Here is a 25,139-nt window from a genome sequence, read left to right on the forward strand (position 1 = left end):
TTCAACCATCACCGACTGATGGAACCCCTGGGCTACCTACCGCCAGCCGAGTTCGAGGCCAACTACCATCGACAACGCGCTGGTCAGGCCGCGACCGTCTGACTTAAACCAACGGGCCCCCGCGAAACCCGGGGCGGTTCAGAGATCTTGATCGTCAGTGTGACGTTGATCCTCGCCTTCTTTGGCCATTCAGCGTGGACAAAGCATGTGGAGGCCCGCAGAGACATCAAGCTGCGAGAGATCCAAGATGAGACTCAGCGAGCCACATTGCTAGCGCTGCAGACCAACTCTCAGCAGTCGACTCAACAGATGAAGATCATGGCGGACGCACTTACGTCGTACGGCCGCCTACGGGACGTTGAAGCCCTTGCTCACGATGCGCACAACGACATCCTGAGGATGGCGCGCAGCGCAGACTCGGCGAAGGTTGGAGGCATTGAGATAAGCGGTGGGGCAGCGGTTTCCCTTGTCGAAAATGCGCGGCGCAAATCAGAAGAAGTGCGCCTGGATGGCATCTACCGGATCGCAAGAGTGGATTGGTCAGGACCGACGGGTACACGTTTACGCATCTTGAATCTCTCAAGCGGAGAGGGCCTAGATGCTGACCTCCAGGACAACTTGAGTGGCGACTACAAGAAGGTCATTCAAGCCGCCGAGTGGGAGAGAAAGCCTGTTGCGCTGAGCATCAATGCCCGGCGTATCGGAGGTCAAGTTCGCGCTGCAGTTGTCGTGAAGGCCGAGGACGCACCGATACAGGCTGATCCCGCTGGTTCAGCATCCGCTTGACACTTGACTAGCCAACTTGCCTCTCCTGTCGAAAGGAGCGGCAAGGCTGGATGGATGGTCTTCAGCGCGGGGGCAAGTAGCGCCCCAACTCGTTCTTCGCGATGGTCACGCGGTGCACCTCGTCCGGCCCGTCGGCCAGGCGCAGCGTGCGCGCGCCGCCGTAGAACTCGGCCAGGGGCGTGACGTCGCTGACGCCCGTGCCGCCGTGGGCTTGGATGGCCCAGTCGATGACCTGGCAGGCGACGTTGGGCGCCACGACCTTGATCATGGCGATCTCGTTCTTGGCCACCTTGTTGCCCACGGTGTCCATCATCCACGCGGCCTTGAGCGTGAGCAATCTGGCTTGCTCGATCATCAAGCGGCTTTGCGCCACGCGTTCGTGCCACACGCCTTGGGTGGCCAGGGGCTTTCCGAAGGCGACGCGGCTGCTCAGGCGCTCGCACATCAGGCGCAGCGCGCGTTCGCTCATGCCGATGAGGCGCATGCAGTGGTGGATGCGGCCGGGGCCGAGGCGGCCTTGGGCGATCTCGAAGCCGCGGCCTTCGCCCAGCAGCATGTTGGCGGCGGGCACGCGCACTCCTGAGAAGCGCATTTCGCAGTGGCCGTGCGGCGCATCGTCCTGGCCGAAGACGGGCAGCGGGCGCACCACCTCGACGCCCGGGGTGTCGGCCGGCACGAGGATCATGGACTGGCGCTCGTGCTTGGGCGCCTCGGGGTTGCTTTGGCCCATGACGATGTAGATGGCGCAGCGCGGGTCGCCGGCGCCGCTGATCCACCACTTGCGGCCGTTGATGACGTAGTCGTCACCGTCGCGCTCGATGCGCGTGGCGATGTTGGTGGCGTCGCTGCTGGCCACGTCGGGCTCGGTCATGGCGAAGGCGCTGCGGATGCTGCCGGCCAGCAGGGGCTTCAACCAACGCTCTTGCTGGGCGGGCGTGCCGTAGCGGGCCAGCACTTCCATGTTGCCGGTGTCGGGCGCGCTGCAGTTGAAGACCTCGCTGGCCCACAGCACGTGGCCCATGCGCTCGGCCAGGGGGGCGTACTCGGCGTTGGTGAGGCCCGCGCCGAGTGAGCGGGCGCCGCCGGGCCGCCCCAAGGCGCCCACGCCCCCTTGGGGGGCCGGACCCGTACTCGGGGCCCCGGGGGCCTCATCCGGCAGGAAGAGGTTCCACAGGCCTTCGGCCTGGGCTTCCTTCTTCAGCGTCTCGATGGTTTGCAGCGGCGTCCAGCGCTTGCCCGCCAAGGTGTTGGCGGCCAGCTCGTCGCGGGCGGCTTGCTCTTGGGGCTCGATGCGTTCGCGCATGAAGGCGTCCACACGGGCCAGCAGGGCGTTGCCCTTGTCAGTCATTCCAAAGTTCACGGCGCGATTCCTTGTTGGGCGAGGTGCCAGCCGAGTTGCGCCACCTGCGGCGCCAGCGCGCCTTGGGCCACGGCCTGCTGGCTGCTGGCGATGCCTTGCGCGGCCCGGGCGGCCACGCCTTGCATGATGGCCGCGAGGCGGAAGAGGTTGTAGGCGAAGTAGAAGTTCCAGCGCTGGCCCACCTGCAAGCCCGTGCGGGCCTCGTAGCGGGCGCAGTAGTCGCGCAGGGCGGGGATGCCTTGGGCCGCCAAGTCCACGCCGGCCAGCCCCCGCATGGGGCCCGGCGGGGCCACCCAGGCCAGCGCGTGGTAGGCGAAGTCGGCCAGGGGGTCGCCCAGGGTGGACAGCTCCCAGTCGAGCACGCCGATGACTGAGGTTGCCACGTTCGCTTGGTCGCGCGTCCACACCAGGTTGTCCAGCCGGTAGTCGCCGTGCACCAGGCGCGTGAGCACGGTGTCGGGCGCCGGGGCATTGGCGGGCAGCCACTCGATGAGGCGCTCCATCGCGTCGATGGCCGGGGCGTGCGCGCAGCTGGCGCGGTATTGCTTGGTCCAGCGGCCGAGCTGGCGGTCGTAGTAGTTGCCGGGGGCGCCGTAGTCGCGCAAGCCCGCGGCGTCGAGGTCCACCGTGTGGATGGCGGCGATGGTCGCGTTCATGGCGTCGAAGATCGCGCCGCGCTGTTCGGGCGTGTGGGCTTTCAGGCGCGGGTCCCAGTGCACCTCGCCGTCCAGGTAGTCCATCACGTAGAAGGCGCGGCCCAACAGGGCTTCGTCTTCGCACAGCGCGTGCACGCGGGGCACGGGCACGGCGCTGCCGGCCAGGGCCGTCATCACGCGGGCTTCGCGCTCGATGGCGTGGGCCGTGGGCAGCAGCTGGGCCACGGGGCCGGGCTTGCAGCGCATCACGTAGGCCTTAGGCGGCGTGATGAGCTGGAAGGTGGGGTTGCTTTGGCCGCCGTTGAAACGGGCCACCGTCAACGGCCCTTGGAACCCGGCCACGTGGGCCTGCAGCCAAGCCTCGAGGGCCGGGACGTTCAACCAGGGCGTGTCGTCGGCCGCGCGGGTGCCGGCAAAGGAACTCATCGGGGGTCTCCTCGTTCGAGCCGCTGATCATCGCGCGGCCCATGGCCACAATCTGTCCCCCAGGCGACAACCTGGGAACGACCCTGCCCTGGGCCCTCTACTGCGCCATGACCGACGACCCCACGCTCGACCCCTTGCCCATCCTGCGCCGCCACCCCTGGTTCGCACAGTTGCCGGAGGCTTTGCAGCAGGCCGTGGTCGCACGCTCGCGGCCCATGCGTCTGGCGCATGGGCAACTGCTGTTCCGCCGGCGCGACCCGGCCGACGCTTGGTACGGCATCTTGCAAGGCGCCATCCGCATCGGCGCGGCCTCGGCCGAGGGGCGCGAACTGACGCTGACCTACCTGGAGCCGGGCGCCTGGTTCGGCGAGATTTCGCTGTTCGACGGCGAGCCGCGCACGCACGACGGCCAGGCCCAGGGCGACACCGTGCTGCTGCGCGTGGCCCGGGCCGAGTTCGAGGCCCTGCTGGCCGAGCACCCGGCGCTGGCGCGCGCGCTGCTGCAGCTGCAAAGCCAGCGCCTGCGCATGATGTTTGGACTGATTGAGGCGGCCAGCCTGCTGCCCCTGCCGCAGCGCTTGGCGCAACAGCTGCTGAGCTTGGCCGACACCTACGGCGAGCCCGGCCCGCAGCCGGGCACGGTGCGCATCGCGCTGCGCCTGCCGCAAGACGCGCTGGGCCAGTTGCTGGGCACCAGCCGGCAGCGCATCAACCAGGCGCTGAAGGCCTGGGAGCGCGACGGCTGGCTGCAGCAGCGCTACGGCGAGATCGTGTTGCTGCGCCTGGACGCGCTGCGCGCCGAGGCCGGCGGCTGAACCGGCCCGGCTGGTCGGCGATCACTCGCCGACGAGTTGCACCGCGTCGACTTCTTTGTAGCCCGAGCTGACCGCGTTGGCGAAGGTCAAACGCACGCCCACGATGGGCTTGTCGGTCTTGGGGAAGGTGTGCACCACCCAAGTCCGCGGGCCGCGCTCGTCGAGCTTGAAATCGCTGATGCCGCTCCACACGGCTTGCAGCCCACCGGCCTCGTCCACCAGCTCGACCTTGGTGATCGCCTTGACGGCGTGGTTGTTGGTCAGCACCGCCCGCACTTCGGTGGCGCGCACCGGCTTGGCGTAGCGGGTTTCGAGCCAGTCCAGGCCCATGTCTTGGCTTTGCTGGGACCACTCGTCGTGGTCAGGGGCGCCCACCGCCTTCCAAGCCTGGCCCTTGGTGGGATCTGCCTTCACGGCCTCGGGTTTGTCGCCGAAGCCGCTGCTGGCTTGTGCGCTCGTGGCCCATTGGGCCAGGCTGTCGCTGAGGTAGCGCTGCTCCATGTTGGCGTAGTCCAGCTTGGCTTGCAGTTGCGCCCGCTTGCGCTCCTCCTCGGTGGGTTCAGCGCTCACGGCCGGGCTCGGCGCCTGAGTCGGCGTGGCGGCGGGGGTCGGGGTCGCCGCGCCAGATGGAGGGGCGGGCTCCTTTTTGTTGCAGGCGGCCAGCACCACGACAACGGACAACAAGGCAACAACGAGGGTTCGCATGGGCATCAGGAAGGAGGGAAGGAAAAAACGGGCGCGAGCGTAAGCGCTGCCGACGGCTTCAAGCCGGGCACGCAGCCCTCAAACAAGGGCGTCCGTTGCGATTGGTAACAAGCGCCGCGCGGCGGTTCAGGCCAGCGCCAGGCCGGCCATGGCGCCCGCCGCCAGCAGCTGCGCCACCAGCGCGCCAGTGACCCAGCGCCCGTAGGCAGCCCCGCCCGCCGTGAAGGCCACGACGCTGCGCGTCAGGCCGTTGGCGCCCAGGGCGAGCAGCAGGCCGAGGATGAGGATGGAGGCCTGGATCCGGCCCTCGTGCGCCAAGCCAGCCAGGGACGGCAGGGCGGCGTGGGCGTCGGCCAAGCCCGCCAAGGCCGCGCCGCCCAAGGCACCGAGGTTGCCCATGGCATGCTGGGCCGCGCTGACGGCCACCGTGACGCCCGTGAGCAGGGCGGCGAGCAGCAAGGCCTCGCGCGGCCGCAGCGGACGGCGGCCAGCCGGCGCCGCCTCGGGCAGCTGGGCGGGCGCCAGCCACCAGCCCCAGGTCAGCGCCAGCAGCAGACCCGCCAAGGCCACCGGCGTCCAAGCGCGGGCGCCCTCGGGCGCCAGGGGCCACAGCATCAGCAAGGTTTGCAGCCAGGTGGCGGCGGTGGACATGACCGCCGCCGCCGCGTGGGCCCGCACATCGCCGCCATGACGCCGCGCCTGCGCCCCCAGCGCCGCCACCGTGGCCGTGCTGGACACCAGCCCCCCCAGGAGGCCCGAGGCGAGCCAGCCGGCGCGCGACCCCAACAGGCGCAAGGCCACGTGCGCCAGCCCCTGCAGCGTCAACAGCACCAGCACCAGCCCGCCCAGCTGCCGGGCGCTGACCCCGCCGAGCCAGGCGAGCGGCTGCGCGGGCAACAAGGGCATGACCAGCAAGGCAATGGCGCCCAGCAGCAGCAGGTCGTGCAGCTCCTCTTCGCGCAAGACGCTGCGGGCGAAGTGGTGCAGCCGGGTGCGCAGCGCCAACAGGCCGGTGAGCACCAGCGCCGCCACGGCGGCGCCCATGGGCCGATCCAAAGCCAGAGCACCGATGAGGTAGGTGGCCAGCAGGGCCAGTTCGGTGGTCAGGCCCGGGTCCTGCTGGCGTTGCCGCCACAAGGTGGCGGTTAGCACGGCCGCCACGGCCAGCAACCCGGCGGCCACCAGCCAGGGCTCGGCCAGCCAGGCGGCCAGCACGCCCGCCATCGCGGCCACGGTGAAGGTGCGCAGGCCCGCCACGTCGCGGTCGGGGCCCTCGCCCTTGCGACGCTCGCGCTCCAGCCCCACCAGCAGGCCGCAGCCCAGGGCCACGGCCAAGCCAACGAGGGGCAGGCCTTCCAGCGTCATCAAGCGTCGAAAAAGTAGGCCTTGGCGATCAAGCCGTCGCGCACCTCGTACACGGCCGCCACCTCGAAGGGCTCGGGCCGCACGCCGTGCACGCGCTCGTGGTCGAACACCTTGCTACCGACCACCAAGCGGCCCAGCAACTCGGCGTGCAGCGCCGGCAGGTTGAAGCGGTTCGCCGCGTAGTGCGCGGCCAGCGCGACCTTGCCTTGGATCGAGGGCTCGGCCGCGGGCGGCCGGTACAGCGCGATGTCCTCGCTGTAGCAGGCGATGAAGCGCGCCAGGTCGCGGGCGTTGTAGGCGTCGAGTTGTTCTTGGGCGAGTTGTTCGGGCGTCATGGCCCGAGGATAACGATCACCCGACTCGGCAGACCTTCAACATGTTCGTGCCGCCCGGGTAGCCCATGGGCTCGCCGCAGGTGATGGCGTAGGTGTCGCCCGGCATGAGCACGCCGCGGTCGACCAGTAGCTTCTCGGCCGCCAGCAGCGCCGTGTCGCGATCTTCGAACTTGGGCATGAGCAGCGGGTAGACGTTGCGGTACAGCGCCATCTTGCGCTGGCTGATGGGCTGCGTGGTCAGCGCAAAGATGGGCACCTTGATGCGGTGGCGGCTCATCCACAGCGCGGTGCTGCCCGACTCGGTCAGCGCCAGGATGGCCTTGCAGCCCAGGTGGTGCGCGGTGAACAGCGCGCCCATGGCGATGGACTGGTCGATGCGGGCGAAGCGGCGGTCGGCGAAGTCGGTCTCGATGCTGACGTACTCGGCGCGCTCGGCCTCGAGGGCGATGGCGGCCATCTGCTCGACGGTTTCGACCGGGAACTTGCCGGCCGCGGTTTCGGCGCTGAGCATCACGGCGTCGGTGCCGTCCAGCACGGCGTTGGCCACGTCGCTGACCTCGGCGCGCGTGGGCACCGGGTTGACGATCATGGACTCCATCATCTGCGTGGCGGTGATGGTCAGCTTGTCCATGTCGGCCGCCATCTTGATCATGCGCTTTTGCAGCGCGGGCACGGCGGCGTTGCCCACCTCCACGGCCAAGTCACCGCGGGCGACCATGATGCCGTCGCTGGCCTTCAAGATGGCTTCCAGCTGCGGAATGGCTTCGCTGCGCTCGATTTTGGCGATCAGCGCCGCCTTGTGGCGATAGGGCTCGCCGGCCACGTTGGCCAGTTGGCGGGCCAGCTCCATGTCGGTGGCGTTCTTGGGGAAGCTGACGGCCAGGTACTCGCACTGGAAGGACATCGCGGTCTTGATGTCCTCCATGTCTTTGCCGGTCAGCGCCGGGGCCGTGAGGCCGCCGCCTTGCTTGTTGATGCCCTTGTTGTTGCTGAGCTCGCCACCCATCTTCACCGTGGTGTGCACGGCGGCGCCGCGCACCGCGTCCACCGTCAGCACCAGCAGGCCGTCGTTCAGCAGCAGGGTGTCGCCGGGCTTCACGTCGCGCGGCAGCTCTTTGTAGTCCAGGCCCACGGCGTTGACATCACCCGGCTCGGTGCGCTCGGCGTCCAGGACGAAGGGGGCGCCGTTCTCCAGCATGACCTTGCCTTCGGCGAACTTGCCGACGCGGATCTTGGGGCCCTGCAGGTCGGCCATGATGGCCACTTCTTTGCCCACGCGGCGCGCAGCCTCGCGCACCATGGTGGCGCGGTCGATGTGGTCCTGCGCTTTGCCGTGGCTGAAGTTCAGGCGCACGACGTCAACGCCGGCGCGGATCAGGCGCTCCAGCATCTCGGGGGTGTTGGAGGCGGGGCCCAGGGTGGCGACGATCTTGGTGGCGCGGGTCATGACGATGTAACTCGGTTACGCAGTCTTGCGATTATGCGATTACATGCGCCGGCCGTGTGCACGGTCTGGGGCCGCGATCAGCGCTCCAGCGGCAAGGGGCTGTTTTTGAGGCAGCGCAGCACGAAGCTGGACTTGCTGTGGCGGATGCCCGGAATCCGGTAGAGCCGCTCGCGCAACAGGCGCTCGTAGTCCTGGGTGTCGCGCACGGCGATGCGGATGAGGTAGTCGTAGTCGCCCGACACCAGATAGGCCTCGAGCACCTCCGGGATCTCGGCCAGCGCGCGGCCGAAGGCGAACAAGGTGTCGTCGGAGTGGCTGTCCAGGGTGAGTTGGACGATCACCGTGTCGCCCAGGCCCAAGCGGCCCGCATTCAGGCGCACCGTGTAGCCCTCGATCACGCCGTCGGCCTCCAGCCGCTTGACCCGCGCCCAGCAGGGCGAGGCCGACAACCCCACCGCCTTGCCCAACTCGGCCAAGCTCAGTCGCGAATCGCGTTGCAGCTCGCGCAGGATGGCGCGATCGAAAGCATCCAGGGTTTTCATGCTGATTGGTTTCGTTTTTGAAGATGAATGTTCTGCATTCAATCGACAAACGCAGCAAAACGGAAGCCTTTTCCGCGTCTTTTTCGGCAAATTCTTGCCATGAACATCGATCTTTGCACCGGCCGACTCCCCCCATCCGACGCCCCCGCCACCACGGGGGCCGAGTGCCTGATTCGGGGCTTGGTGGCCCTCGGGGTGGACACCGTGTTCGGCTACCCCGGCGGGGCGGTGCTGCCCATTTACGACGCGCTGTTCGGGGAGCCGCGGCTGCGCCACGTGCTGGTGCGCCACGAACAGGCCGCCGTCCACGCCGCCGAAGGCTACGCGCGCAGCACCGGGCACCTGGGCGTGGTGCTCGTCACCTCCGGCCCAGGGGTGGCCAACACCGTCTCTGGCCTGCTGGACGCGCAATCCGACTCGCTGCCGGTGCTGTGCATCAGCGGCCAGGTGGCGCGGGCTGCCATCGGCACGCAAGCGTTCCAGGAATGCGATGCCCTGTCGATCACTCGCTCGGTGACCAAGTGGCAGGCGCAAGCGCGGGAGGCCGCGCACATCCCAGCGCTGCTGCACCAAGCCGTCGCGGCGGCCTGCAGCGGCCGCCCAGGTCCGGTGCTGCTGGACATCCCCAAGGACGTGCTGGCCGAGGCCTGCCACGCCGCCGCCGTGCCTGCTCCCACACCGCAACCGCCGCCCGCCGCCGCGGTGGACGAAGCGCTCGCCGCCGCGGTGGTCGACGCCCTGGCCTGCGCCGAGCGCCCGGTGTTCTATGGCGGCGGCGGTTTGGTGCAGGCGGGCGAGGCGGCTTGCGCCGACTTTGCGGCCCTCGTCAACGACAGCGGTGCGCCCTGCACCCTGACCCTGCAGGGCCTGGGCGCCCTGCCGGCCAGCAACCCGGCATGGCTGGGCATGCTGGGCATGCACGGCACGCTGGAAGCCAACATGGCCATGCACGAGGCCGACCTGGTGCTGGCGCTGGGCAGCCGGTTTGACGACCGGGTGACCGGCCGCTTGGGCGACTTTTGTCCACGGGCGCGCTTCGTGCACCTGAGCATCGACCCGCTCAACATCGGCCGGGTCGTGCGGGCCGACTTTCCGCTCGTGGGCCCGGCCGATGCCTGGCTGCAGGCCCTGCGCCGCGCCTGGCACCAGCGCCCGGCGCTGGCGGCCGATCGCCTCGCGCCCTGGTGGGCACGCATCGAGACCTGGCGGCAGCGCCGCTCGCTGGCTTTCGCGGAACGCCGCCCGCACATCGCCCCGCAGGCGCTCATGCAAACCCTGGACCGTCACCTGCGCGGGCGCGACGCCATCGTCAGCACCGACGTCGGCCAGCACCAGATGTGGGCCGCGCAGCACTTGGGTTTCGAAAAGCCACGGCGCTTTCTGACCTCGGGCGGCGCCGGCACCATGGGCTTCGGCCTGCCAGCGGCCATCGGGGCGCAAATCGCCCACCCCGGGCGGCTCGTGGTCTGCGTCAGCGGCGACGCTTCCTTCTTGATGAACCTGCAAGAGATGTCAACCGCCGTGCAGCACGGCTGCCCCGTGAAGGTCGTGCTGGTCAACAACGGGCGCATGGGCATGGTGCGCCAGTGGCAAGCGCTGCACCACGGCGGCCGCTACAGCCACAGCTACACCGAGGCCCTGCCTGACTTCGTGGCCCTGGCACAGAGCTTCGGCTGGCAAGCCCGGCGCCTGACGCAGCACGACGAACTCGAGGCCGGCGTGCTCGAAGCACTCAACCAACCGGGCCCCGTCCTGCTCGACGTGGAGGTGCTCGCCGAAGAGAACTGCTACCCCATGATGCCGGCCGGCGCCGGCCAGCACGAGTTGCTGCTGGCCCCCTGATCAACAGGCCGCAGCCCCTCTTCACTCGCGCCACCGGAAGCGCCACACCGCCACCGCCGCGAACAGCAAGGCAAAGCCCAGTTGCACCGCGCTGGGCCACAGCGCCGCGTCCAGGCCCAGGCCGCGCCACGTCATGGCATCGATGCCGTCCACCGCCCAGCGGGTGGGCACGAACAGGCTCACCGTCTGCAACCATTCGGGAAAGACGAACGAGGGCACCCAAGCGCCGCCCAGCATCACCATCAACAAGGTGGCCACGATGGCCAAGCTGCGCGTGGCCTCGGGCGTGCGGCCCAAGGCGGCCACCATCAGGCCGAAGCTGGCCGTCATGGCCGAGAACGCGACCAAGACAGCGGCCAGCCCCAGCCAACTGCCGTGCACGCGCACCCCGAACACGGCCATGCCCACGCCCAAGATGGCGGCGAACAGCCCCAAGGCGATGAGCGCGGCGCTGGCCATGCGGCTGCCCAGCAAGGTCGCACGGCTCAGCGGCGCGGCGCGCAAACGCTTCCACAGGTCTTGGCGGCGCAGCAGCAACAGGCCCACGCCGATCTCCACGCCCAGCATCAGGATGAACTGCACCCCCATGCCGCCAAACGAGTGGGCGTAAGCGTTGTAGCCCTGGGCTGGCCCCGTGCCCGCGGTGGCCTCCACCTTGCGCAGCACGAAGGGCTGACTGAGCCCACCCACGCCCGTCCCAGCAGCGGAAGCGGCAGGTGCTTGCGACTGGACCTTTTCGATGCTGCGGAACATCTCCGCCAAGTCCTGTCGCTGCTGCGGTGGCAGGCCTTCGGCGGTCTCCGCCTCCTGGCGGAGCGCGCGAAAAGTGGCGCCCGACGGTGACATGGCGTCTCGCCCCACGACCTGCATGACCGCCTGCGACAAGAGCCCCTCGACCATGGGCAGCACCACGGCCTGAGAAGGGTCGTGCGTGACCACGATCTCGGGTCGGGGGCCCGCCCCAAAAAGCGCTCGCCCGGCTTGTGCGCCAAAACCCGAGGGCAGGGTGACAGCCGCGCGCAGCTTGCCCTTGCGCACCCAGTCCGCCGCCGAGTCGGCAGGCAAGATCTGAACATCCAAACTGGCGTTGGCCCGCAGGGCCTCCAGCACTTGGGTGCTGCCAGGGCTGCCATCCAGGTCGGTGACCGCCACGGGGATGCGCGAGGGCTTGCCCGCACTGCCGCTGCCGCCGAACAGGGAACCAAAGAAGGCGGCGATCAGCACCGGCGCCAGCAGGTTGAGCAAGAGCGCACGGCGATCCTGCAAGAACAGGCGCAGGTCCTTGCGCACCAGGGCGAAGAAGGCGGGGCTCATGCCGACGCTCCATCGCGCAGGGTGCGCCCGGTGAGGTGCAGGAACACGTCCTCAAGCGAGGCGCGTCCGCTGCTCAGATGCTTCACGCGCCGCCCCTGGGCGGCCAGGGCCTGCAAGACCGCCGGCGCGACCTCGAGGTCGTCCACCCCCAGCACCAAGCGCGCATCGAAGGCCTGCACGCGTTTGACCCCCGGCAGGGCCGACAAGGGCGGCAGCGCGGGAGGCCCGTCCAGGTCGATTTGCAATTGCTGCGCCGCCGGCAACTGCGCCAGCAACTGCGTCAGGGTGCCCTGGGCCACCACGCGCCCGTGGTCGACGATGACGATGGCGTCGGCCAGGCGCTCGGCCTCTTCCATGTAATGCGTGGTGTAGAGCAGGGCCTTGCCCTCGCGCTTGAGGCCTTCCAGCGTGTCGAAGATGGCGTTGCGGCTTTGCGGGTCCACGCCGGCGGTGGGCTCGTCCAGCAGCAGCACCTCGGGGCCGTGCACCAGCGCGCAGGCGATGTTGAGCCGGCGCTTCATGCCGCCGCTGAAGGTCAAGGGCTTGTCGCCGGCGCGGTCCAGCAGGCCCACGCGGGCCAGCACCTCGGCGGCACGTTCGCGCTGCTGCGCGCGGCTCAGGCCGTACAGCGCGCCGAACAGCTCGACGTTGGCCTGCGCGGGCAGGTCCTCGAAGAGGGCGATTTCTTGCGGCACCAGGCCGATGCGGCGCTGGTAGGCGTTGCGGTCTTGCGCCAGGGTGTGGCCGCCGATGGCCACGCTGCCGGCGTCGGGTGCGGTGAGACCACACACCATGCCGATGGTGGTGGACTTGCCGGCGCCGTTGGGGCCCAGCAAGGCCAGCAACTGGCCGGGGGCCAAGGACAGCGAGACGCCGTCGACGGCGACGCGGCTGCCGTAGGTTTTGCGCAGGTGCTGCGCTTCAAGACCGAGGCTCATGGGGGCTCCTGGAGGGGATGGCGCGCATCTTCTCCGCCCCCCCGGCCTGAACCATCCCCCTGGCGACGGATGGCGCGCGCGCGGCGCCAATCGACGGCCGCGCGGCGCCAGCAGCGTCAGCCCGCCGCGCGCTTCGCCAGGATCTCGAAGGCCGGCAGGGTCTTGCCTTCCAGCACTTCCAAGAAGGCGCCGCCGCCGGTGCTGATGTAGCTGACCTGGTCGGCGATGCCGTACTTGGCGATGGCCGCCAGGGTGTCGCCGCCGCCCGCGATGGAGAAGGCGCTGCTGGACGCGATGGCGCGGGCCAGGGTTTCGGTTCCGTGCGAGAAGGCCTCGAACTCGAACACACCCACCGGGCCGTTCCAGACGATGGTGCCAGCGGCCTTGAGCTGCTCGGCCAGCATCGCGGCCGTCTTGGGGCCGATGTCCAGGATCAGGTCGTCGTCGGCCACCTCGTCGGCCGCCTTGACGGTCGCCGGCGCGTCGGCGGCAAAGGCCTTGGCGGTCACCACGTCCACGGGGATGGGCACCGCAGCGCCACGGGCCTTCATGGCCTCGATCACGGCACGGGCCTCGCCCAACAGGTCGGGTTCGGCCAGGCTCTTGCCGATCTTCAAGCCTGCGGCCAGCATGAAGGTGTTGGCGATGCCGCCGCCCACGATGAGCCCGTCCACCTTGGACGAGAGGGCCTGCAGGATGGTGAGCTTGGTGCTGACCTTGCTGCCGGCCACGATGGCCACCAGCGGGCGCGCCGGTTGGGCCAGGGCCTTGGAAATGGCGTCGATCTCGGCCGCCAGCAGCGGGCCGGCGCAAGCGATGGGCGCGTACTGGGCGATGCCGTAGGTCGTGCCCTCGGCGCGGTGCGCGGTGCCGAAGGCGTCGTGCACAAAGATGTCGCACAGCGCGGCCAGCTTGCGGGCCAGCTCGTCGTTGTTCTTCTTCTCGCCCTTGTTCAGGCGGCAGTTTTCCAGCAGCACCAGCTCGCCCGGGGCCACGTCCACGCCGTCCACCCAGTCGGCCACCAAGCGCACGGGGCGGCCCAGCAACTCGGCCATGCGCTCGGCCACGGGGGCCAGCGAGTCCTCGGGCTTGAACTCGCCCTCGGTGGGACGGCCCAGGTGCGAGGTGACCATCACGGCGGCGCCGGCGTCCAGCGCCATGCGAATGGCGGGCAGCGAGGCGCGGATGCGGGTGTCTTCGGTGATGGCACCGCTGTCGTCTTGCGGCACGTTGAGGTCGGCGCGGATGAAGACGCGCTTGCCTTGGGCAGCGCCTTGCGCAACGAGATCGGCGAAACGGATGACGTTCATGGTCGTTTGAGGGAGTGAAGAAAAAAAAGGGTTACCAACCGAAGCCGAGCTTGAGCACCAGCAGGGCGGCCATGCCGCAGACGATGGTGGCCAGGATGCTGCGGCGCCAAAAGTAGGCCAGCGTGGCCACCACGGCGGCGGGCCAGCGGGGGTCTTGCCAGGTGTCGATGAGCTGCCCTTGCGTCATGAACACCTCGGGGGCCACCACGGCCACCAGCGCGGCCAGGGGCGCCACCTTGAGCGCCTCGCGCGCCCAGTGCGGCATGGGCCAGGGGCGCTGACTGAGCATGAAGAAGTTGCGGGCCAACACGGTCATGCCCGCCAGGCCGGCAATGACGAGCCACACCTCGGCCTCCGTCATGCCCGACCCTCCCGCGCGTCCAGCCACCAACCCAGGGCGCCGGCCACCACGATGGCGGCCACGATGTGCAGCTTGAAGGGCAGCGCGTAGGCTGCGATGGACACCGCGCCGGCCACCCCGGCCACGGCCCACAGCACGCGCTCGTTGAGCAACGAATAGGCCATGCCCAAGAGCGCCAACACGCCCGCAAAGCCCAGCCCCCAGGCGGTGGGAATGCGCTCGGCCAGCAGGATGCCGGTGACGGAGGCGGTCTGCCACGCCGTCCAGTTCACCGACACGCTGCCCCAAAAGTAAGCCTCTTGGCCCGGGCCCGGCTGCGGGTCGGGGAAACGTTTGACGAAATTGACGAAGTTCAGGTCGCCGGCCAAGTAGCCGATGGCCCAGCGGCGCGGGCGCGGCAGGTGGCCGAAGTAGTGGCGCCACTGCGCGCTGAAGATGACGAAGCGCAGGTTCACGCAAAACGCGGTGCCCAACAACACCCACAGGGGCGCACCAGCGGCGATGAGCGGCAGGCTGGCCAGTTGCGCGCTGCCGGCGAACACCAGCAGGGTCATGCCCAGGCACTGGGCCAGCGTCAGCCCGCTCTTGACCATGGCCACCCCGGTGACCAAGCCCCACGCCGCAATGCCCAGCGCCGGGCCGACCATCTCGCGGGCGCCGCGCTGGAATTCCGGGTGACGGTAGAGGGGGGTGGGGGTGGATGCGTTCAAGGCCCACCATTGTGGCGGGCCCGGGTTTCACCCGAGTACCGGCGGCCTCAGAACTTGCGGACGGTGCCGGCGCCAGCGATGCTGCTGGTCAGTTCGGCATCGCCGCGGTAGCGCACATCGCCACTGCCGGCGATGCTCACCTTCAGCTTGCGGTTGGCCTGCACCGCCGCGTCCCCGCTGCCCGAGATGCTGACCTTGACCTCATCGGCCACGAAGTCGGCCAACTGGACATCGCCACTGCCAGTGATGGACACACCCAGTTCGGCGCTGCGCCCGTCGGCCACCACGTCACCGCTGCCCGTCACGTTGATGCTGAGCTTGTCGGCCTGCAACTGGCTGGCCTTGACGTTGCCGCTGCCCGTCACGCTCAGGTCCAGCACGCCCGCCTTCATGGGGCCCAACTGCGCCTGGCCCGAACCCGCCAGCACCACCGCTCTCAGGGTGGGCAGGTCGATTTCCACCTTCAACGCTTGGCTGGACTTCAACTGGTAGCCGCGCTTCACGCCCACCTCCAGCACCTTGCCTTTGTTCCCGTCGACAACGCGGGTCTCGACGTAGGACAGCAGGTTGCCATCGCCCTCCAAGGACACCCGGTGCGCGGGCTGCTGGCGCAGCACCACCTGGAAGGGGCCCGCCACGCGCACCGCTTCGAAGCCGCTCGCATCGCGCGCCTCGCGCGCCGAGGTGCCACTGCCTTTGACACTTTCTCCGGCTCCCCATTGGAAGGAAAGCGGCAGGGCTGCCGCGCTGAAGGTGAGGGCCACGGCAGCGGCGCCGGTGAGCAGGGTGCGGCGAAGGAACTGTGATGGCATGTCGAAACTCCGGGTGGGGATGCGATGCACGCATGCTGCCCAGTTGGAGCCCGCGCATCAGCCGCGCTGCGACGAACTGCGGTTCACGGCGCCCCAAGCGCACCGAAGCGGGGCCGAATGGCCCCGGCCCGCGGTCACTCGCTGGCGGCCTTCTTCTTGGCGGGCGCCGGCGCGTCGTCTTCGGCCGCGTCTTCCTTCTTGGGCTTCTTGCCCTCCGCCCGAGGCAGCACGGGCGCCACCCCCTCGAGCTTGTTCTCGCGCATGTACTCGTCCATCTCGCGCCAACCGGTGTACACCGCCGACTTGAGGGCCTTGGGGTTCAGGGTGTAGCAGTCCTCGATGGCGCGCATGGCGTGGCGGCAGGCGCTGCCGATGGCCTTGCCCTCGGCCTCCTTCGCCGCCGCTTCCTTGGCCGGATCGGGGATCCCCAGCATTTCGCAACCGGCCAGCAAAACACCCAACGCCAAAGCGCTGAGCAGGGGCAAGACGGAGCGGGGCGGCGTCATGGTGTCAATGTCGGCGGGCATCGGCCTGGGCTTGAGCGAGAACAACGCCTGCTTTGCCGGTCAATTCAGGCGCCCCGGGCCAGAGCCCGGAGGCGCGCCACGCGCTCTTCGGTGCTCGGGTGCGTGCTGAACAGCCCGCGCAAACCGCCGCCCGAGAGCGGGTTCATGATCATCATTTGCGCCGTTTCCGGGTGCGCCTCGACAGCCGCCATCGGGATGCCCCGCGCATGATGGTGGATCTTTTCCAACGCACTGGCCAGCGCCGCCGGATCGCCAGCGATCTCGGCGCCGCCGCGGTCGGCCTCGAACTCCCGCGCGCGGCTGATGGCCATTTGGATCAAGCTGGCCGCCAGCGGCGCCAGGATCATGACCGCGATCGACGCGATGGGGTTGACCGGACGCCCCTCGCTGTCTCGCCCGCCGAACAGCATGGCGAAGTTGGCCAAGGCCGAGATGGCGCCGGCCATGGTGGCGCTGATGGTGCTGATCAGGATGTCGCGGTGTTTGACATGCGCCAATTCGTGCGCCATCACGCCGCGCAATTCGCGCTCGCTGAGCAAGCGCATCAGCCCCGTCGTCGCGGCCACGGCGGCGTGCTGCGGGCTCCGGCCGGTGGCAAATGCGTTCGGTGCGGCCTCGTCGATCAGATAGACACGCGGCATCGGCAGGTTCGCGCGCTGGGCCAATTCCGCCACCATCGCGTAGAAGCGCGGCGCCGACTGGGCATCCACCTCCTGGGCGTTGACCATCTTCAGCACCAACTTGTCGGAGAACCAATAGCTGAAGAAGTTCATCGCCAAAGCGAACAGCAGCGCCAGGGTCATGCCCTGCTGGCCGCCCAGCAGTCGCCCCACGACCATGAACAGCGCCGTGATGGCCGCCATCAGCACAGCGGTTTTCAACATATTGAACACGTCGTCCTCCTTGCAGGGCCCCGGCGGGTGAGATGGGTACCGCCCGGCCTCATTTCAAGCCCAACGGCTTCCCACGGGCAGGCCCAAGGGCTTGAGCACGGCCGAGGCGGGACCCCGCTTTCCGCCCGGGCGCTGCGCCTGCGTCAGCACCAAGCTGCCCTCGCCACAAGCCAGTTCCGGGCCGTCGGCGTGCCAGGCCAGCACGGTCCCCGGCAGGCCCTGCCCCGAGCCCAAGCGGGCGCGCCAAACCTTGACGGGTTCGCCAGCCAAGGGTGCGGAGCCACCGGGGAAGGGATCGAAAGCCCGCAGCCGACGCTCGATGACCGCGGCGGGCTGCGTCCAATCCACCTGCCCCTCGGCCTTGTCGATCTTGGCGGCGTAGGTCACGCCCGCCTCGGGTTGCGCCGTGGGCACCAAAGCATCCAGGCGCGCCAGGGCCTCGACGATCAACCGGGCCCCTTGAGCCGCCAGGCGGTCGTGCAAGGTGGCGGTGGTCTCGTCGGGCGCCAGGGCGAACGCCTCTTGCAGCAACATGGCGCCGGTGTCCAGGCCGGCATCCATCTGCATGATGGTGTTCCCGGTGTCACGGTCGCCCGCCTCGATGCAGCGCTGAATGGGGGCTGCGCCCCGCCAGCGGGGCAGCAGGCTGGCATGGATGTTCAGGCAGCCCCGTGGCGGCAGGGCCAGCACCCAGGCGGGGAGGATGAGCCCGTAAGCGGCCACCACCAGCACCTCGGGCGCCCAGGCCAGCAACTGAGCCTGCGCCGCTTGCGCCTGGGCATCGAAGCGCCCCCCCAAACGCAGGCCCTCAGGCTGAATGACCGGCACCCCGGCCGCCACCGCCGCCTGCTTGACGGGCGAGGCTTGCACCTTCAGGCCGCGCCCCGCGGGCCGGTCGGGCTGCGTCATCGCCCCCACCACCTCGTGGCCGGCTTGCAACAGCGCCTCGAGCGCCTGGGCCGCGAACGCCGGCGTGCCGGCAAAGACGAGGCGCATCGAAACACTCAACCCAAGCGGTGCGCCGTGCGCGCCTGCTCCTCGCGCGTTCGCTTCATCATCTTGGTCTTGATGCGCTCGCGCTTGAGCGGGCTCAGGTACTCCACGAACACCTTGCCCATCAGGTGGTCCATCTCGTGTTGCACGCAAACCGCCAGCAGGCCCTCGGCGTCGAACTCGTAGGGCTGCCCATCGCGGTTCAGGGCCCGCACCCGCACCCGGGCATGGCGGCGCACGCGGTCGTAGGTCTGGGGCACGGACAGACAGCCCTCCTCTTCGTCGCGCATGTCCCGGCTGGCTTCGACGATCTCCGGATTGATCACGACCATGGGCTGGTCCCGGCCTTCACTGCAATCCATCACCAGCACTCGAAGGTGGCGGTCCACCTGCGTGGCGGCCAAGCCCACGCCTTCCGCGGCGTACATGGTCTCCAGCATGTCGTCGACCAGTTGGCGCACGGTGTCGTCCACGACGGCAACCGGTTGGGCGACCGTGTGCAGGCGGGGATCGGGGTAGCGAAGGATGCTCAGGCGGGCCATGGGCTTGTATCGGGGTGTAGTCAGCGGGTTCACGCCAGCTTGGCGCACGCCCAGTTGGCGGCAGAATGGGCGCCGGCCAAGGGGCGGTGCGATTGTCGCGCACGCCCCCTGGGCCGTGGATGCGCCAGCCCTTGCTGGCGACCGCCAACCCGGGAGAGTCCGTTGAAGCCTTATCGCCTGAGCCCCCTTCCCCTGCTGCTGGCCCTGAGCCTCGGCGCCGGTCTGGCCCACGCCACCAACTACCCCGTCACCGACGCCCAGCGCGGCACCGCCGAGCGCGTGGCCCAAGCGGGCGTGCCCTTGAGCGAGTTGGCGCCCGACGCACCCGACAGCTACACCGTCAAGCGCGGCGACACCCTGTGGGCCATTTCCGGCTTGTTCCTGCGCAGCCCGTGGCGCTGGCCCGAGCTGTGGGGCATGAACCGCGCCGAAATCGCCAATCCACACCTGATCTACCCTGGCCAAACGCTCTACCTGATCAAGAAAGACGGTCGGGCGATGCTCAGCTTCGAGCCCGATGGCAGCGGCTCGCCCTCGGCCCGCATGAGCCCACGGGTGCGCTCCAGCGCGCTGGACGAGAACCCGCTGGCCGCCATTCCGCAGCACCTGATCGAACCGTTCCTGAACGAAGCCGTGGTGTTCGACACCAACGCTTTGGCCAGCGCGCCACGCATCGTGGCCGCCCGCGAAGACCGCGTCCTCATGACCGAGAACGACCTCGGCTATGTGCGAGGCATTCGCGAGCCCTTGGCCGAGTACCGCGTGTTCCGCAACCCCGTGCCGCTGCGCGACCCGGGCACGGGGGAGATCCTGGGCTACGAAGCCCGCTACGTCGCCAAGGCCGAGTTCGTCCGCGCTGGCGGTGTGTCCCCAACCGACAAAAACGTGGAAGTGCCCGCCACCATCCGGCTGGGCAAGGTGCGCAGCGAAGTCGGCGTGGGCGACCGGTTGGCGCCCGTCCCGCCTCGCACCTTCGGCCAGTACGTCCCGCACGCGCCGGCAGGCGCCATCGAGGGCCGGGTCGTGTCCATCTACGGCGACGGCATCACCGCCGGCCAAAACCAGATCGTGGCCCTGAACCGCGGGCAAGACGACGGCCTGGAGCGAGGGCAGGTGCTCGCTTTGTGGCGCGCCGGTCAACGCGTGACCGACCGCACCGGCGCGCGCCCCGAATCCGTGCAACTGCCCGACGAACAGCACGGCGTGCTCTTTGTCTTCCAAACCTTCAAACGCGTGAGCTACGCCTTGATCATCTCGGTCAAGGAGCCGGTGGGCAAGGGCGATCGCTTCAGCCAACCCTGACCGGCGTGCAAGAACGCGCCGAGCTCCGGGCTTGGCTGGACCTGCTCGGACGCGTCGGGCGCAGCACCGCCCGACGCCTGCTGAGCCGCCATGGCGGACCCGAGGCGGTGCTGTCCGAAGCCGCCTTGCCCGAGCCCAAGCAGCCGTTCGACGCGGTCTGGGACAACACCCAGCGCTGGCTGGACGCTGACCCCCGCCACGGCGTGCTGCTGCTGGGCGATCCGGATTACCCGGCGCCCCTGTTGGCCTCGGCCGACCCCCCGCTGGCCCTGTTCCTGGCCGGCGATCGAAGCCAACTCGGTCGCCCCGCGGTGGCCATCGTGGGCAGCCGACAGGCCACACCCCAAGGCCTGGAGCTGGCCCAAGTCTTTGCCGCCGAGTTGACCACCTTGGGCTGGGTGGTCGTGTCGGGCTTGGCGCGCGGCATCGACGGCGCGGCCCACCGCGGCGCTTTGGCCGCTGGAGGTGCCACCTGGGCCGTGCTCGGCAACGGGCTCGACGCCCCCTACCCCAACGCCCATCGCCCGCTGGCCGCAGAAATCCGGGACCGCGGGCTGTTGCTCAGCGAGCATGCCCCAGGCACCCCGCCCCTGCCCCCGCACTTCCCGGCACGCAACCGTGTCATCGCCGGCCTCAGCCAAGGCTGCTTGGTCGTGGAGGCGGCGCCGCAATCGGGCTCCCTGATCACCGCCCGGCAGGCCCTCGATGCCGGCCGAGAAGTGTTCGCCCTGCCCGGCCCCATCCGCTCCCCCCAGAGCCAAGGCTGCAACGCCCTCATCCAACAAGGGGCGCTGCTCGTGCAGTCGGCCGCCGAGATCGACGCCGCGCTGTCGCCCCAACGGGCCCGCCCTGCGCCGACGCCACCCACGGCAGCACCAACGCCGACGAGCCCGCAAGACCCGCTGCTGCTGGCGCTGGGCTGGGAGCCCAGCAGCTTGGACGCCCTGCAAGCCCGCCTGGGATGGGCCACGGACGCCCTGTCCGCGCAGTTGCTGACGCTGGAGCTGGAGGGGCATGTCCGTCCCCTGCCCGGCGGGCGTTACGAGCGGGTGCGCTGAACGCCACCTGCAAAGCGGGGAAAGCACGGGGTTTCGCCGCCCGATTCGACGCGGTGCTCCACCCCCTGCCGGGTATCATGCCTCGCATGTTTGATGTGCTCGTCTACCTCTACGAGACCTACTGGCGCCCTGACGCCTGCCCCGATTCCGCCCAGCTGCACCGCAAGCTCACGGCGATGGGCTTCGAGCGCGACGACATTCAGGAAGCGCTGAGTTGGCTCGACGGCCTGGCGGCCAGCGCCCAGGCCGTTCAAGCCCAGGCCCGGGCCAGCAGCCTGCGCGTTTACACCGACGACGAGCGCGATCACCTGGGCGAAAGCTCCATCGGCTTCATCCGCTTCTTGGCCGACGCCGGCGTGCTGCCGCCACCCATGCGGGAGGTGGTGATCGACCGCGCCATGGCGGCGGGACAAGCCCCCATCGCCCTGGAGGACCTCAAGATCATCGTCTTGATGGTGTTCTGGAGCTTGGGCGAAGAGCCGGACGCCCTCATCCTCGACGAGCTGTTCGTCGACCCCGAAGAACGCCTCATCCACTGAAGGCTGGCGCCCCAGCGCCTCGGGCCCTCACTTCAGGACATCCGGCTGCGCCTCGAGCATGGCCAGTGCGTCTCGCGTCGCCTTGACGGTCAGCGACTCTTCTTCAGCCGGCCTCAGCAACCCCGCCTGGAGGTAGCCCGCCAAACGGTGCAACGGGAACAAGATCGCCCGCCCCTGCGGCGAAACGAACAAGTGCAAGGTCTGCTGCGCCCCCACCCAGGCCAATTGCAGGCTCTCGTCCCGCCCCCGGAAGCGCAGGCGGTACCAGCTTCCCATCGGCAAGTCTCGCGCCCAAAGGAAGGTCGATTCCGTGGGCGGCTGCCCGCCTTCGGAGACCACCTCCAAGCCCTCTCGCTCGTGCCCCGACAGGTCGCGCACCATCTCTTCGTCGAGATCGATTTCGGCCACACTGGGCAGCATGGACTCGAGGTCCTGCAAGCGTTCGAACAGTTCGTCGAGGCGTTGCTTGGGAATGGGCGCCGCTTTGGCCGTGAACGCGGTGGCCAACACCGCATTCAAGCGGCGGATGTGTTCGTCTTGCCTCTTGGGAGGCACGGCGGACTGCACCATGCCATCGCGCAGGGTTTTGAGCAGCGCCGGAAGCCGCCGGATGACCTCGGCCCGCTCCTCGGGCGAGGACTTGGCCCCTCCCGACCAGATCAGGTCAGCCGCTGCTCGCTTCATCTTGATCGTGATCTCGCCATGTCCGCCATGACGCACCGCGGTCACCGCCAGCACGTCCGCCCACACCTGGAACAAGAAGTCGCGCAGGCCCTCGTCGACGGGCATGTCGGCCAGCATCTTGCGCAACTCGATCGTGTACTGGATGGCCAGTGTCTCGCGCTGTTCAACCTGCTGAGCCAGCGAGACCCCCTTCTTGGTCGCCGAGTTGTCCTCGGCAAAGAAGTGCGACAAGAAGGACTCGAACTCGGTGAGCACCGTTTGGAAGACCTTGCGTCCGGTGTCGGGGTAGGCCTCGATCACCTGCACGATCCGCTTGACCTCGCGCTCCAGCACCTCGCCCAGGGCCTGCGCCGGGTCGAAGCCCAAGGCGCAAGAGCCCATGCGGTCGATCAACAGCCGGGCGGGGTGGTCGCTGGAGGCGAAAAAGTCCGGCTCCAGCACAGCCACTCGCAGCACGGGCATTTGCAGCCGCGCGAACCACACGCGAATGGAGGCGGGCAAACGGTCGTCTTGCAAGATGCTCTGGAACATCATGGCCACCAGCTCGATGGTGGCCCGCTCCTCGGCCGTGGCGGCGGCCTGCTTCAGGACTTGCTTGAAGGCTTGACTGCGCGCTCGCGTTTCCTCCAAGGCCACTGGCGTGGCCCCCGAGGCGGCCGACAAACCGACGGCACCAGAGCCTGGCACCGAGTTCGCCTGCGGTCGCTGCAGCGCCACCTGGGCGCGCTGGATGACGGCCTGCAACCGGGGCGAGATGCGCGCCAATTCGGTCGCGCTCATCGGCTCGCCACCCAGGGGCTCTGCCTCGCTCCAAGCCCCCGGGCCCGGCGCAGCCCCCAAAGACGCACGAGACATCGCCAAACCAGGCACCTCGCGCGCCAACACCTGCTGCATCTGCGCGAGAACCGCCTGCTCGCGAGCCACCAGGGCGTGCGCGCCCGCACCCGAGGCCCGCGAGGGGGCTGGATCGACGAGCACTTGGTAGGCGGCGCCCGGTCCGGCATCGACCACGCCGTCGCGACCTCGACCCCGCTCGGGAGCGATGGCTCCCCTGACCATGGGCGCGGTGGACTCCGAAAAGCTCCCGCCCATGGACGAGCCGGCCTGAACGCCCCGCGTGCGTCGGATGAACGGACGCAAGTCGACGTCGGGCATCACCCCCTGCTCCACCAACCACTGATTCGCGTCGTGGTAGGCCGCGCCCAGCCACTGTGCAAACTCTTGCTCGAGCGTTTCGTGCAGGATCTGCCAGTGGGGTGGACTCAACTCGGCCTGCACCCAGGCGTCGATCCACATCGCGGCGGTGGTCTGCGGTCGCAGCATGTCATCGGCCGGCAGGTCGCTGCGCGACTCCAGGGTCTGCATGCGCGTGCGCAAATCGGTGAACTGCCAATGCGCGTCGCCCACCAACGCCAGGGCCAAACGCCCACTGGCGATCTCTCGCTCGATGGCGGCATCGCCAACCAGCGACAAGCCACGCACCCCTTTGGGCGCTGGCGGCGGCGCAGCGGCGGGACTGGGCGCCGCCGCGCGCGTGCTTGCCGCCGGGGCCCGGTGACGGGCACGAAGCGCCGCGATGAGGGCCATCTGCCACGTCGCCCCGTGCTGCTGCAGGCTGGACAAAGCGTCGCGCAACTGAGCCGGCTTGACCGCGTCGCGTTGCTTGCCCATCAGGCGTTGCTGCAGCGCATCCGTCAAAACCGCCGGTACGGCGGCCGAGCCCCTCACCAAGCAATCCACGAACACCCGCCGCGCAGACTGCGCCAAAGTGGCGGGAGCGGGAGCCTTGCTCATGGACAGGGGAGGGGTGGGTGAAGAAGACGTTTCGAGCGGACTGAAACCTTACACCACCGCCCCGGCATTCGGATCGTTCGGATCGTCCGTTTTCACTGTGGTCTTCACCAAGTCCTCGCGCTTGACACCCAGCCACATCGCGATGGCTGCCGCCACGAACACCGACGAATAGATGCCGAACAAGATGCCGATCGTCAGGGCCACGGCGAAGTACTTGAGCGTCGGCCCACCGAAGATCAGCATGGACAGCACCATGATCTGCGTGCTGCCGTGGGTGATGAACGTGCGGCTCATCGTCGAGGTGATGGCGTGGTTGATGACCTCTGCGGGCGTCATCTTGCGGTACTTGCGGAAGGCCTCGCGCACGCGATCGAAGATCACCACCGATTCGTTCACCGAGTAGCCCAGCACCGCCAACACCGCCGCCAACACCGCCAGCGAAAACTCCCACTGGAAGTACGCGAAGAAGCCCAGAATGATCACCACATCGTGCAGGTTGGCCACGATGCCCGCCACCGAGAACTTCCACTCGAAGCGGAAGGCGAGGTAAATCATGATGCCGATGATGGTGAAGGCGAGCCCATAGGCCCCATCGCGCGCCAACTCCGCCCCGACGGACGGTCCGACCACTTCCGTGCGGGACAGCTTCAGGGGCTCGGTGCCGTCCGCCTTGGCGCACACCTCTCGGCTCACCTGCTCGCCTTTGTCGGACACCGACTGCCGGCTTTCCACCTGCCCACCCTGGGCCGAGCACAAGCGCGCGAACACCTCGGTCACCACTTCGCCCTGCTTGCGACCTTCGCGCACCGGCAGGCGCAGCATGAGATCGCGCGACGAGCCGAACTTCTGCACCTGGAACTCACCCAACTGCATGGGCTCCACCGCATGGCGCACCGCTTCTGGGTCGGCGGCTTGCGCGTACTCCACCTCCATCACCGTGCCGCCGGTGAACTCGATGGACAGGTACAGGCCCCGCGTCACGAGGAAGAAGACCGCCACCGCGAAAGTCAGGAACGAGATCGCGTTGAACACCAACGCGTACTTCATGAACGGGATATCCCGTTGGATGCGGAACAACTCCAT

Annotated in this window: 25 protein-coding genes; 6 read left to right on the forward strand and 19 right to left on the reverse strand. The window is 68.9% G+C overall.

The window, feature by feature from the left end:
- Positions 1–159 precede the first annotated feature (159 nt).
- Positions 160–786: a hypothetical protein gene (locus O9335_RS02415; protein ID WP_298383006.1), complete on the forward strand. Its 627-nt coding sequence runs from the start codon at positions 160–162 to the stop codon at positions 784–786.
- Between the two features lie 61 nt (positions 787–847).
- Here O9335_RS02415 and O9335_RS02420 read toward each other — a convergent pair whose 3' ends face one another.
- Complete coding sequence (locus tag O9335_RS02420; protein ID WP_298383340.1) at positions 848–2,134, reverse strand: acyl-CoA dehydrogenase family protein; 1,287 nt, start codon at positions 2,132–2,134, stop codon at positions 848–850.
- 8 nt (positions 2,135–2,142) lie between these two features.
- Entirely contained in the window at positions 2,143–3,228 is a 1,086-nt protein-coding gene (locus O9335_RS02425; protein WP_298383009.1) for a phosphotransferase family protein, read from the reverse strand.
- Between the two features lie 41 nt (positions 3,229–3,269).
- Between O9335_RS02425 and O9335_RS02430 the strand changes: the two genes are divergently transcribed.
- A complete protein-coding gene (locus O9335_RS02430; RefSeq protein ID WP_298383012.1) occupies positions 3,270–4,043 on the forward strand; it encodes a Crp/Fnr family transcriptional regulator in 774 nt (257 codons plus the stop codon).
- A gap of 21 nt (positions 4,044–4,064) precedes the next feature.
- Here the strand turns inward: O9335_RS02430 and O9335_RS02435 are convergent, their stop codons facing one another.
- The 5 genes from O9335_RS02435 to O9335_RS02455 form a co-directional block, all read right to left on the reverse strand.
- Positions 4,065–4,613, reverse strand: coding sequence for a hypothetical protein (locus O9335_RS02435; RefSeq protein ID WP_298383015.1), 549 nt, complete (start codon positions 4,611–4,613; stop codon positions 4,065–4,067).
- A 261-nt stretch (positions 4,614–4,874) separates the two neighbouring features.
- Positions 4,875–6,113: a DUF4010 domain-containing protein gene (locus tag O9335_RS02440; protein WP_298383018.1), complete on the reverse strand. Its 1,239-nt coding sequence runs from the start codon at positions 6,111–6,113 to the stop codon at positions 4,875–4,877.
- Complete coding sequence (locus O9335_RS02445) at positions 6,113–6,448, reverse strand: nuclear transport factor 2 family protein (RefSeq protein WP_298383020.1); 336 nt, start codon at positions 6,446–6,448, stop codon at positions 6,113–6,115. Before O9335_RS02445 ends, O9335_RS02440 begins: the two co-directional genes overlap by 1 nt.
- Positions 6,449–6,464: 16 nt before the next feature.
- Positions 6,465–7,895 carry a pyruvate kinase gene (gene pyk / locus O9335_RS02450; protein WP_298383022.1) on the reverse strand — a complete coding sequence of 477 codons (1,431 nt, stop codon included), beginning with the start codon at positions 7,893–7,895 and terminating at the stop codon, positions 6,465–6,467.
- Positions 7,896–7,972: 77 nt separating this feature from the next.
- Positions 7,973–8,437, reverse strand: coding sequence for an Lrp/AsnC family transcriptional regulator (locus tag O9335_RS02455; RefSeq protein WP_298383024.1), 465 nt, complete (start codon positions 8,435–8,437; stop codon positions 7,973–7,975).
- A gap of 99 nt (positions 8,438–8,536) precedes the next feature.
- On the opposite strand from O9335_RS02455, the gene ilvB reads away from it, so the two are divergent.
- Complete coding sequence (ilvB, locus tag O9335_RS02460) at positions 8,537–10,279, forward strand: biosynthetic-type acetolactate synthase large subunit (protein ID WP_298383028.1); 1,743 nt, start codon at positions 8,537–8,539, stop codon at positions 10,277–10,279.
- Positions 10,280–10,300: 21 nt separating this feature from the next.
- On the opposite strand, the gene O9335_RS02465 is transcribed toward ilvB, so the two are convergent.
- From O9335_RS02465 to def, 10 genes are all read right to left on the reverse strand, one after another.
- The gene (locus O9335_RS02465) at positions 10,301–11,593 is read right to left on the reverse strand and encodes an ABC transporter permease (RefSeq protein WP_298383031.1); all 1,293 of its coding nucleotides are present in this window, start codon (positions 11,591–11,593) and stop codon (positions 10,301–10,303) included.
- Positions 11,590–12,531: an ABC transporter ATP-binding protein gene (locus O9335_RS02470; protein WP_298383034.1), complete on the reverse strand. Its 942-nt coding sequence runs from the start codon at positions 12,529–12,531 to the stop codon at positions 11,590–11,592. Before O9335_RS02470 ends, O9335_RS02465 begins: the two co-directional genes overlap by 4 nt.
- A 116-nt stretch (positions 12,532–12,647) precedes the next feature.
- Complete coding sequence (locus O9335_RS02475; protein WP_298383036.1) at positions 12,648–13,841, reverse strand: phosphoglycerate kinase; 1,194 nt, start codon at positions 13,839–13,841, stop codon at positions 12,648–12,650.
- A gap of 31 nt (positions 13,842–13,872) precedes the next feature.
- Positions 13,873–14,202 carry an AzlD domain-containing protein gene (locus O9335_RS02480; RefSeq protein WP_298383065.1) on the reverse strand — a complete coding sequence of 110 codons (330 nt, stop codon included), beginning with the start codon at positions 14,200–14,202 and terminating at the stop codon, positions 13,873–13,875.
- On the reverse strand, positions 14,199–14,912 hold the full coding sequence (locus O9335_RS02485) for an AzlC family ABC transporter permease (RefSeq protein ID WP_367185395.1): 714 nt from the start codon (positions 14,910–14,912) through the stop codon (positions 14,199–14,201). Before O9335_RS02485 ends, O9335_RS02480 begins: the two co-directional genes overlap by 4 nt.
- 47 nt (positions 14,913–14,959) lie before the next feature.
- Complete coding sequence (locus tag O9335_RS02490) at positions 14,960–15,724, reverse strand: head GIN domain-containing protein (RefSeq protein ID WP_298383068.1); 765 nt, start codon at positions 15,722–15,724, stop codon at positions 14,960–14,962.
- 134 nt (positions 15,725–15,858) lie between these two features.
- Positions 15,859–16,230: a hypothetical protein gene (locus O9335_RS02495; RefSeq protein WP_298383070.1), complete on the reverse strand. Its 372-nt coding sequence runs from the start codon at positions 16,228–16,230 to the stop codon at positions 15,859–15,861.
- Between the two features lie 65 nt (positions 16,231–16,295).
- On the reverse strand, positions 16,296–17,144 hold the full coding sequence (gene htpX, locus O9335_RS02500) for a zinc metalloprotease HtpX (RefSeq protein ID WP_298383073.1): 849 nt from the start codon (positions 17,142–17,144) through the stop codon (positions 16,296–16,298).
- Positions 17,145–17,198: 54 nt separating this feature from the next.
- Positions 17,199–18,140: a methionyl-tRNA formyltransferase gene (gene fmt, locus O9335_RS02505; protein ID WP_298383076.1), complete on the reverse strand. Its 942-nt coding sequence runs from the start codon at positions 18,138–18,140 to the stop codon at positions 17,199–17,201.
- Positions 18,141–18,148: 8 nt separating this feature from the next.
- A complete protein-coding gene (def, locus tag O9335_RS02510) occupies positions 18,149–18,679 on the reverse strand; it encodes a peptide deformylase (RefSeq protein WP_298383077.1) in 531 nt (176 codons plus the stop codon).
- A gap of 162 nt (positions 18,680–18,841) precedes the next feature.
- Here def and O9335_RS02515 point away from each other — a divergent pair, with 162 nt between their 5' ends.
- The 3 genes from O9335_RS02515 to O9335_RS02525 all read left to right on the forward strand — a co-directional run bounded on the left by O9335_RS02515 (position 18,842) and on the right by O9335_RS02525 (position 21,578).
- Complete coding sequence (locus O9335_RS02515) at positions 18,842–19,981, forward strand: LysM peptidoglycan-binding domain-containing protein (RefSeq protein WP_298383080.1); 1,140 nt, start codon at positions 18,842–18,844, stop codon at positions 19,979–19,981.
- Between the two features lie 5 nt (positions 19,982–19,986).
- Positions 19,987–21,039, forward strand: a complete 1,053-nt coding sequence (gene dprA, locus O9335_RS02520; protein ID WP_298383083.1) for a DNA-processing protein DprA — start codon at positions 19,987–19,989, stop codon at positions 21,037–21,039.
- Positions 21,040–21,125: 86 nt separating this feature from the next.
- On the forward strand, positions 21,126–21,578 hold the full coding sequence (locus O9335_RS02525; RefSeq protein ID WP_298383345.1) for a DUF494 family protein: 453 nt from the start codon (positions 21,126–21,128) through the stop codon (positions 21,576–21,578).
- A gap of 27 nt (positions 21,579–21,605) precedes the next feature.
- Here O9335_RS02525 and O9335_RS02530 read toward each other — a convergent pair whose 3' ends face one another.
- A complete protein-coding gene (locus O9335_RS02530; RefSeq protein WP_298383086.1) occupies positions 21,606–24,056 on the reverse strand; it encodes a DUF1631 family protein in 2,451 nt (816 codons plus the stop codon).
- A 48-nt stretch (positions 24,057–24,104) separates the two neighbouring features.
- Complete coding sequence (gene secF, locus O9335_RS02535; RefSeq protein WP_298383088.1) at positions 24,105–25,139, reverse strand: protein translocase subunit SecF; 1,035 nt, start codon at positions 25,137–25,139, stop codon at positions 24,105–24,107.

It is taken from the genome of Inhella sp. (assembly GCF_027532025.1).
Classification (GTDB): domain Bacteria; phylum Pseudomonadota; class Gammaproteobacteria; order Burkholderiales; family Burkholderiaceae_C; genus Inhella.

What these genes read in the sequence shown, in the direction of transcription:
- O9335_RS02420 (WP_298383340.1), bottom strand. Translation starts at nt 2,134, where the DNA reads ATGACTGACAAGGGCAACGCCCTGCTGGCCCGTGTGGACGCCTTCATG.
- O9335_RS02425 (WP_298383009.1), bottom strand. Translation starts at nt 3,228, where the DNA reads ATGAGTTCCTTTGCCGGCACCCGCGCGGCCGACGACACGCCCTGGTTG.
- O9335_RS02430 (WP_298383012.1), top strand. Translation starts at nt 3,270, where the DNA reads ATGGCCACAATCTGTCCCCCAGGCGACAACCTGGGAACGACCCTGCCC.
- O9335_RS02440 (WP_298383018.1), bottom strand. Translation starts at nt 6,113, where the DNA reads ATGACGCTGGAAGGCCTGCCCCTCGTTGGCTTGGCCGTGGCCCTGGGC.
- O9335_RS02445 (WP_298383020.1), bottom strand. Translation starts at nt 6,448, where the DNA reads ATGACGCCCGAACAACTCGCCCAAGAACAACTCGACGCCTACAACGCC.
- pyk (WP_298383022.1), bottom strand. Translation starts at nt 7,895, where the DNA reads ATGACCCGCGCCACCAAGATCGTCGCCACCCTGGGCCCCGCCTCCAAC.
- O9335_RS02455 (WP_298383024.1), bottom strand. Translation starts at nt 8,437, where the DNA reads ATGAAAACCCTGGATGCTTTCGATCGCGCCATCCTGCGCGAGCTGCAA.
- ilvB (WP_298383028.1), top strand. Translation starts at nt 8,537, where the DNA reads ATGAACATCGATCTTTGCACCGGCCGACTCCCCCCATCCGACGCCCCC.
- O9335_RS02465 (WP_298383031.1), bottom strand. Translation starts at nt 11,593, where the DNA reads ATGAGCCCCGCCTTCTTCGCCCTGGTGCGCAAGGACCTGCGCCTGTTC.
- O9335_RS02470 (WP_298383034.1), bottom strand. Translation starts at nt 12,531, where the DNA reads ATGAGCCTCGGTCTTGAAGCGCAGCACCTGCGCAAAACCTACGGCAGC.
- O9335_RS02475 (WP_298383036.1), bottom strand. Translation starts at nt 13,841, where the DNA reads ATGAACGTCATCCGTTTCGCCGATCTCGTTGCGCAAGGCGCTGCCCAA.
- O9335_RS02480 (WP_298383065.1), bottom strand. Translation starts at nt 14,202, where the DNA reads ATGACGGAGGCCGAGGTGTGGCTCGTCATTGCCGGCCTGGCGGGCATG.
- O9335_RS02490 (WP_298383068.1), bottom strand. Translation starts at nt 15,724, where the DNA reads ATGCCATCACAGTTCCTTCGCCGCACCCTGCTCACCGGCGCCGCTGCC.
- O9335_RS02495 (WP_298383070.1), bottom strand. Translation starts at nt 16,230, where the DNA reads ATGACGCCGCCCCGCTCCGTCTTGCCCCTGCTCAGCGCTTTGGCGTTG.
- fmt (WP_298383076.1), bottom strand. Translation starts at nt 18,140, where the DNA reads ATGCGCCTCGTCTTTGCCGGCACGCCGGCGTTCGCGGCCCAGGCGCTC.
- def (WP_298383077.1), bottom strand. Translation starts at nt 18,679, where the DNA reads ATGGCCCGCCTGAGCATCCTTCGCTACCCCGATCCCCGCCTGCACACG.
- O9335_RS02525 (WP_298383345.1), top strand. Translation starts at nt 21,126, where the DNA reads ATGTTTGATGTGCTCGTCTACCTCTACGAGACCTACTGGCGCCCTGAC.
- O9335_RS02530 (WP_298383086.1), bottom strand. Translation starts at nt 24,056, where the DNA reads ATGAGCAAGGCTCCCGCTCCCGCCACTTTGGCGCAGTCTGCGCGGCGG.
- secF (WP_298383088.1), bottom strand. Translation starts at nt 25,139, where the DNA reads ATGGAGTTGTTCCGCATCCAACGGGATATCCCGTTCATGAAGTACGCG.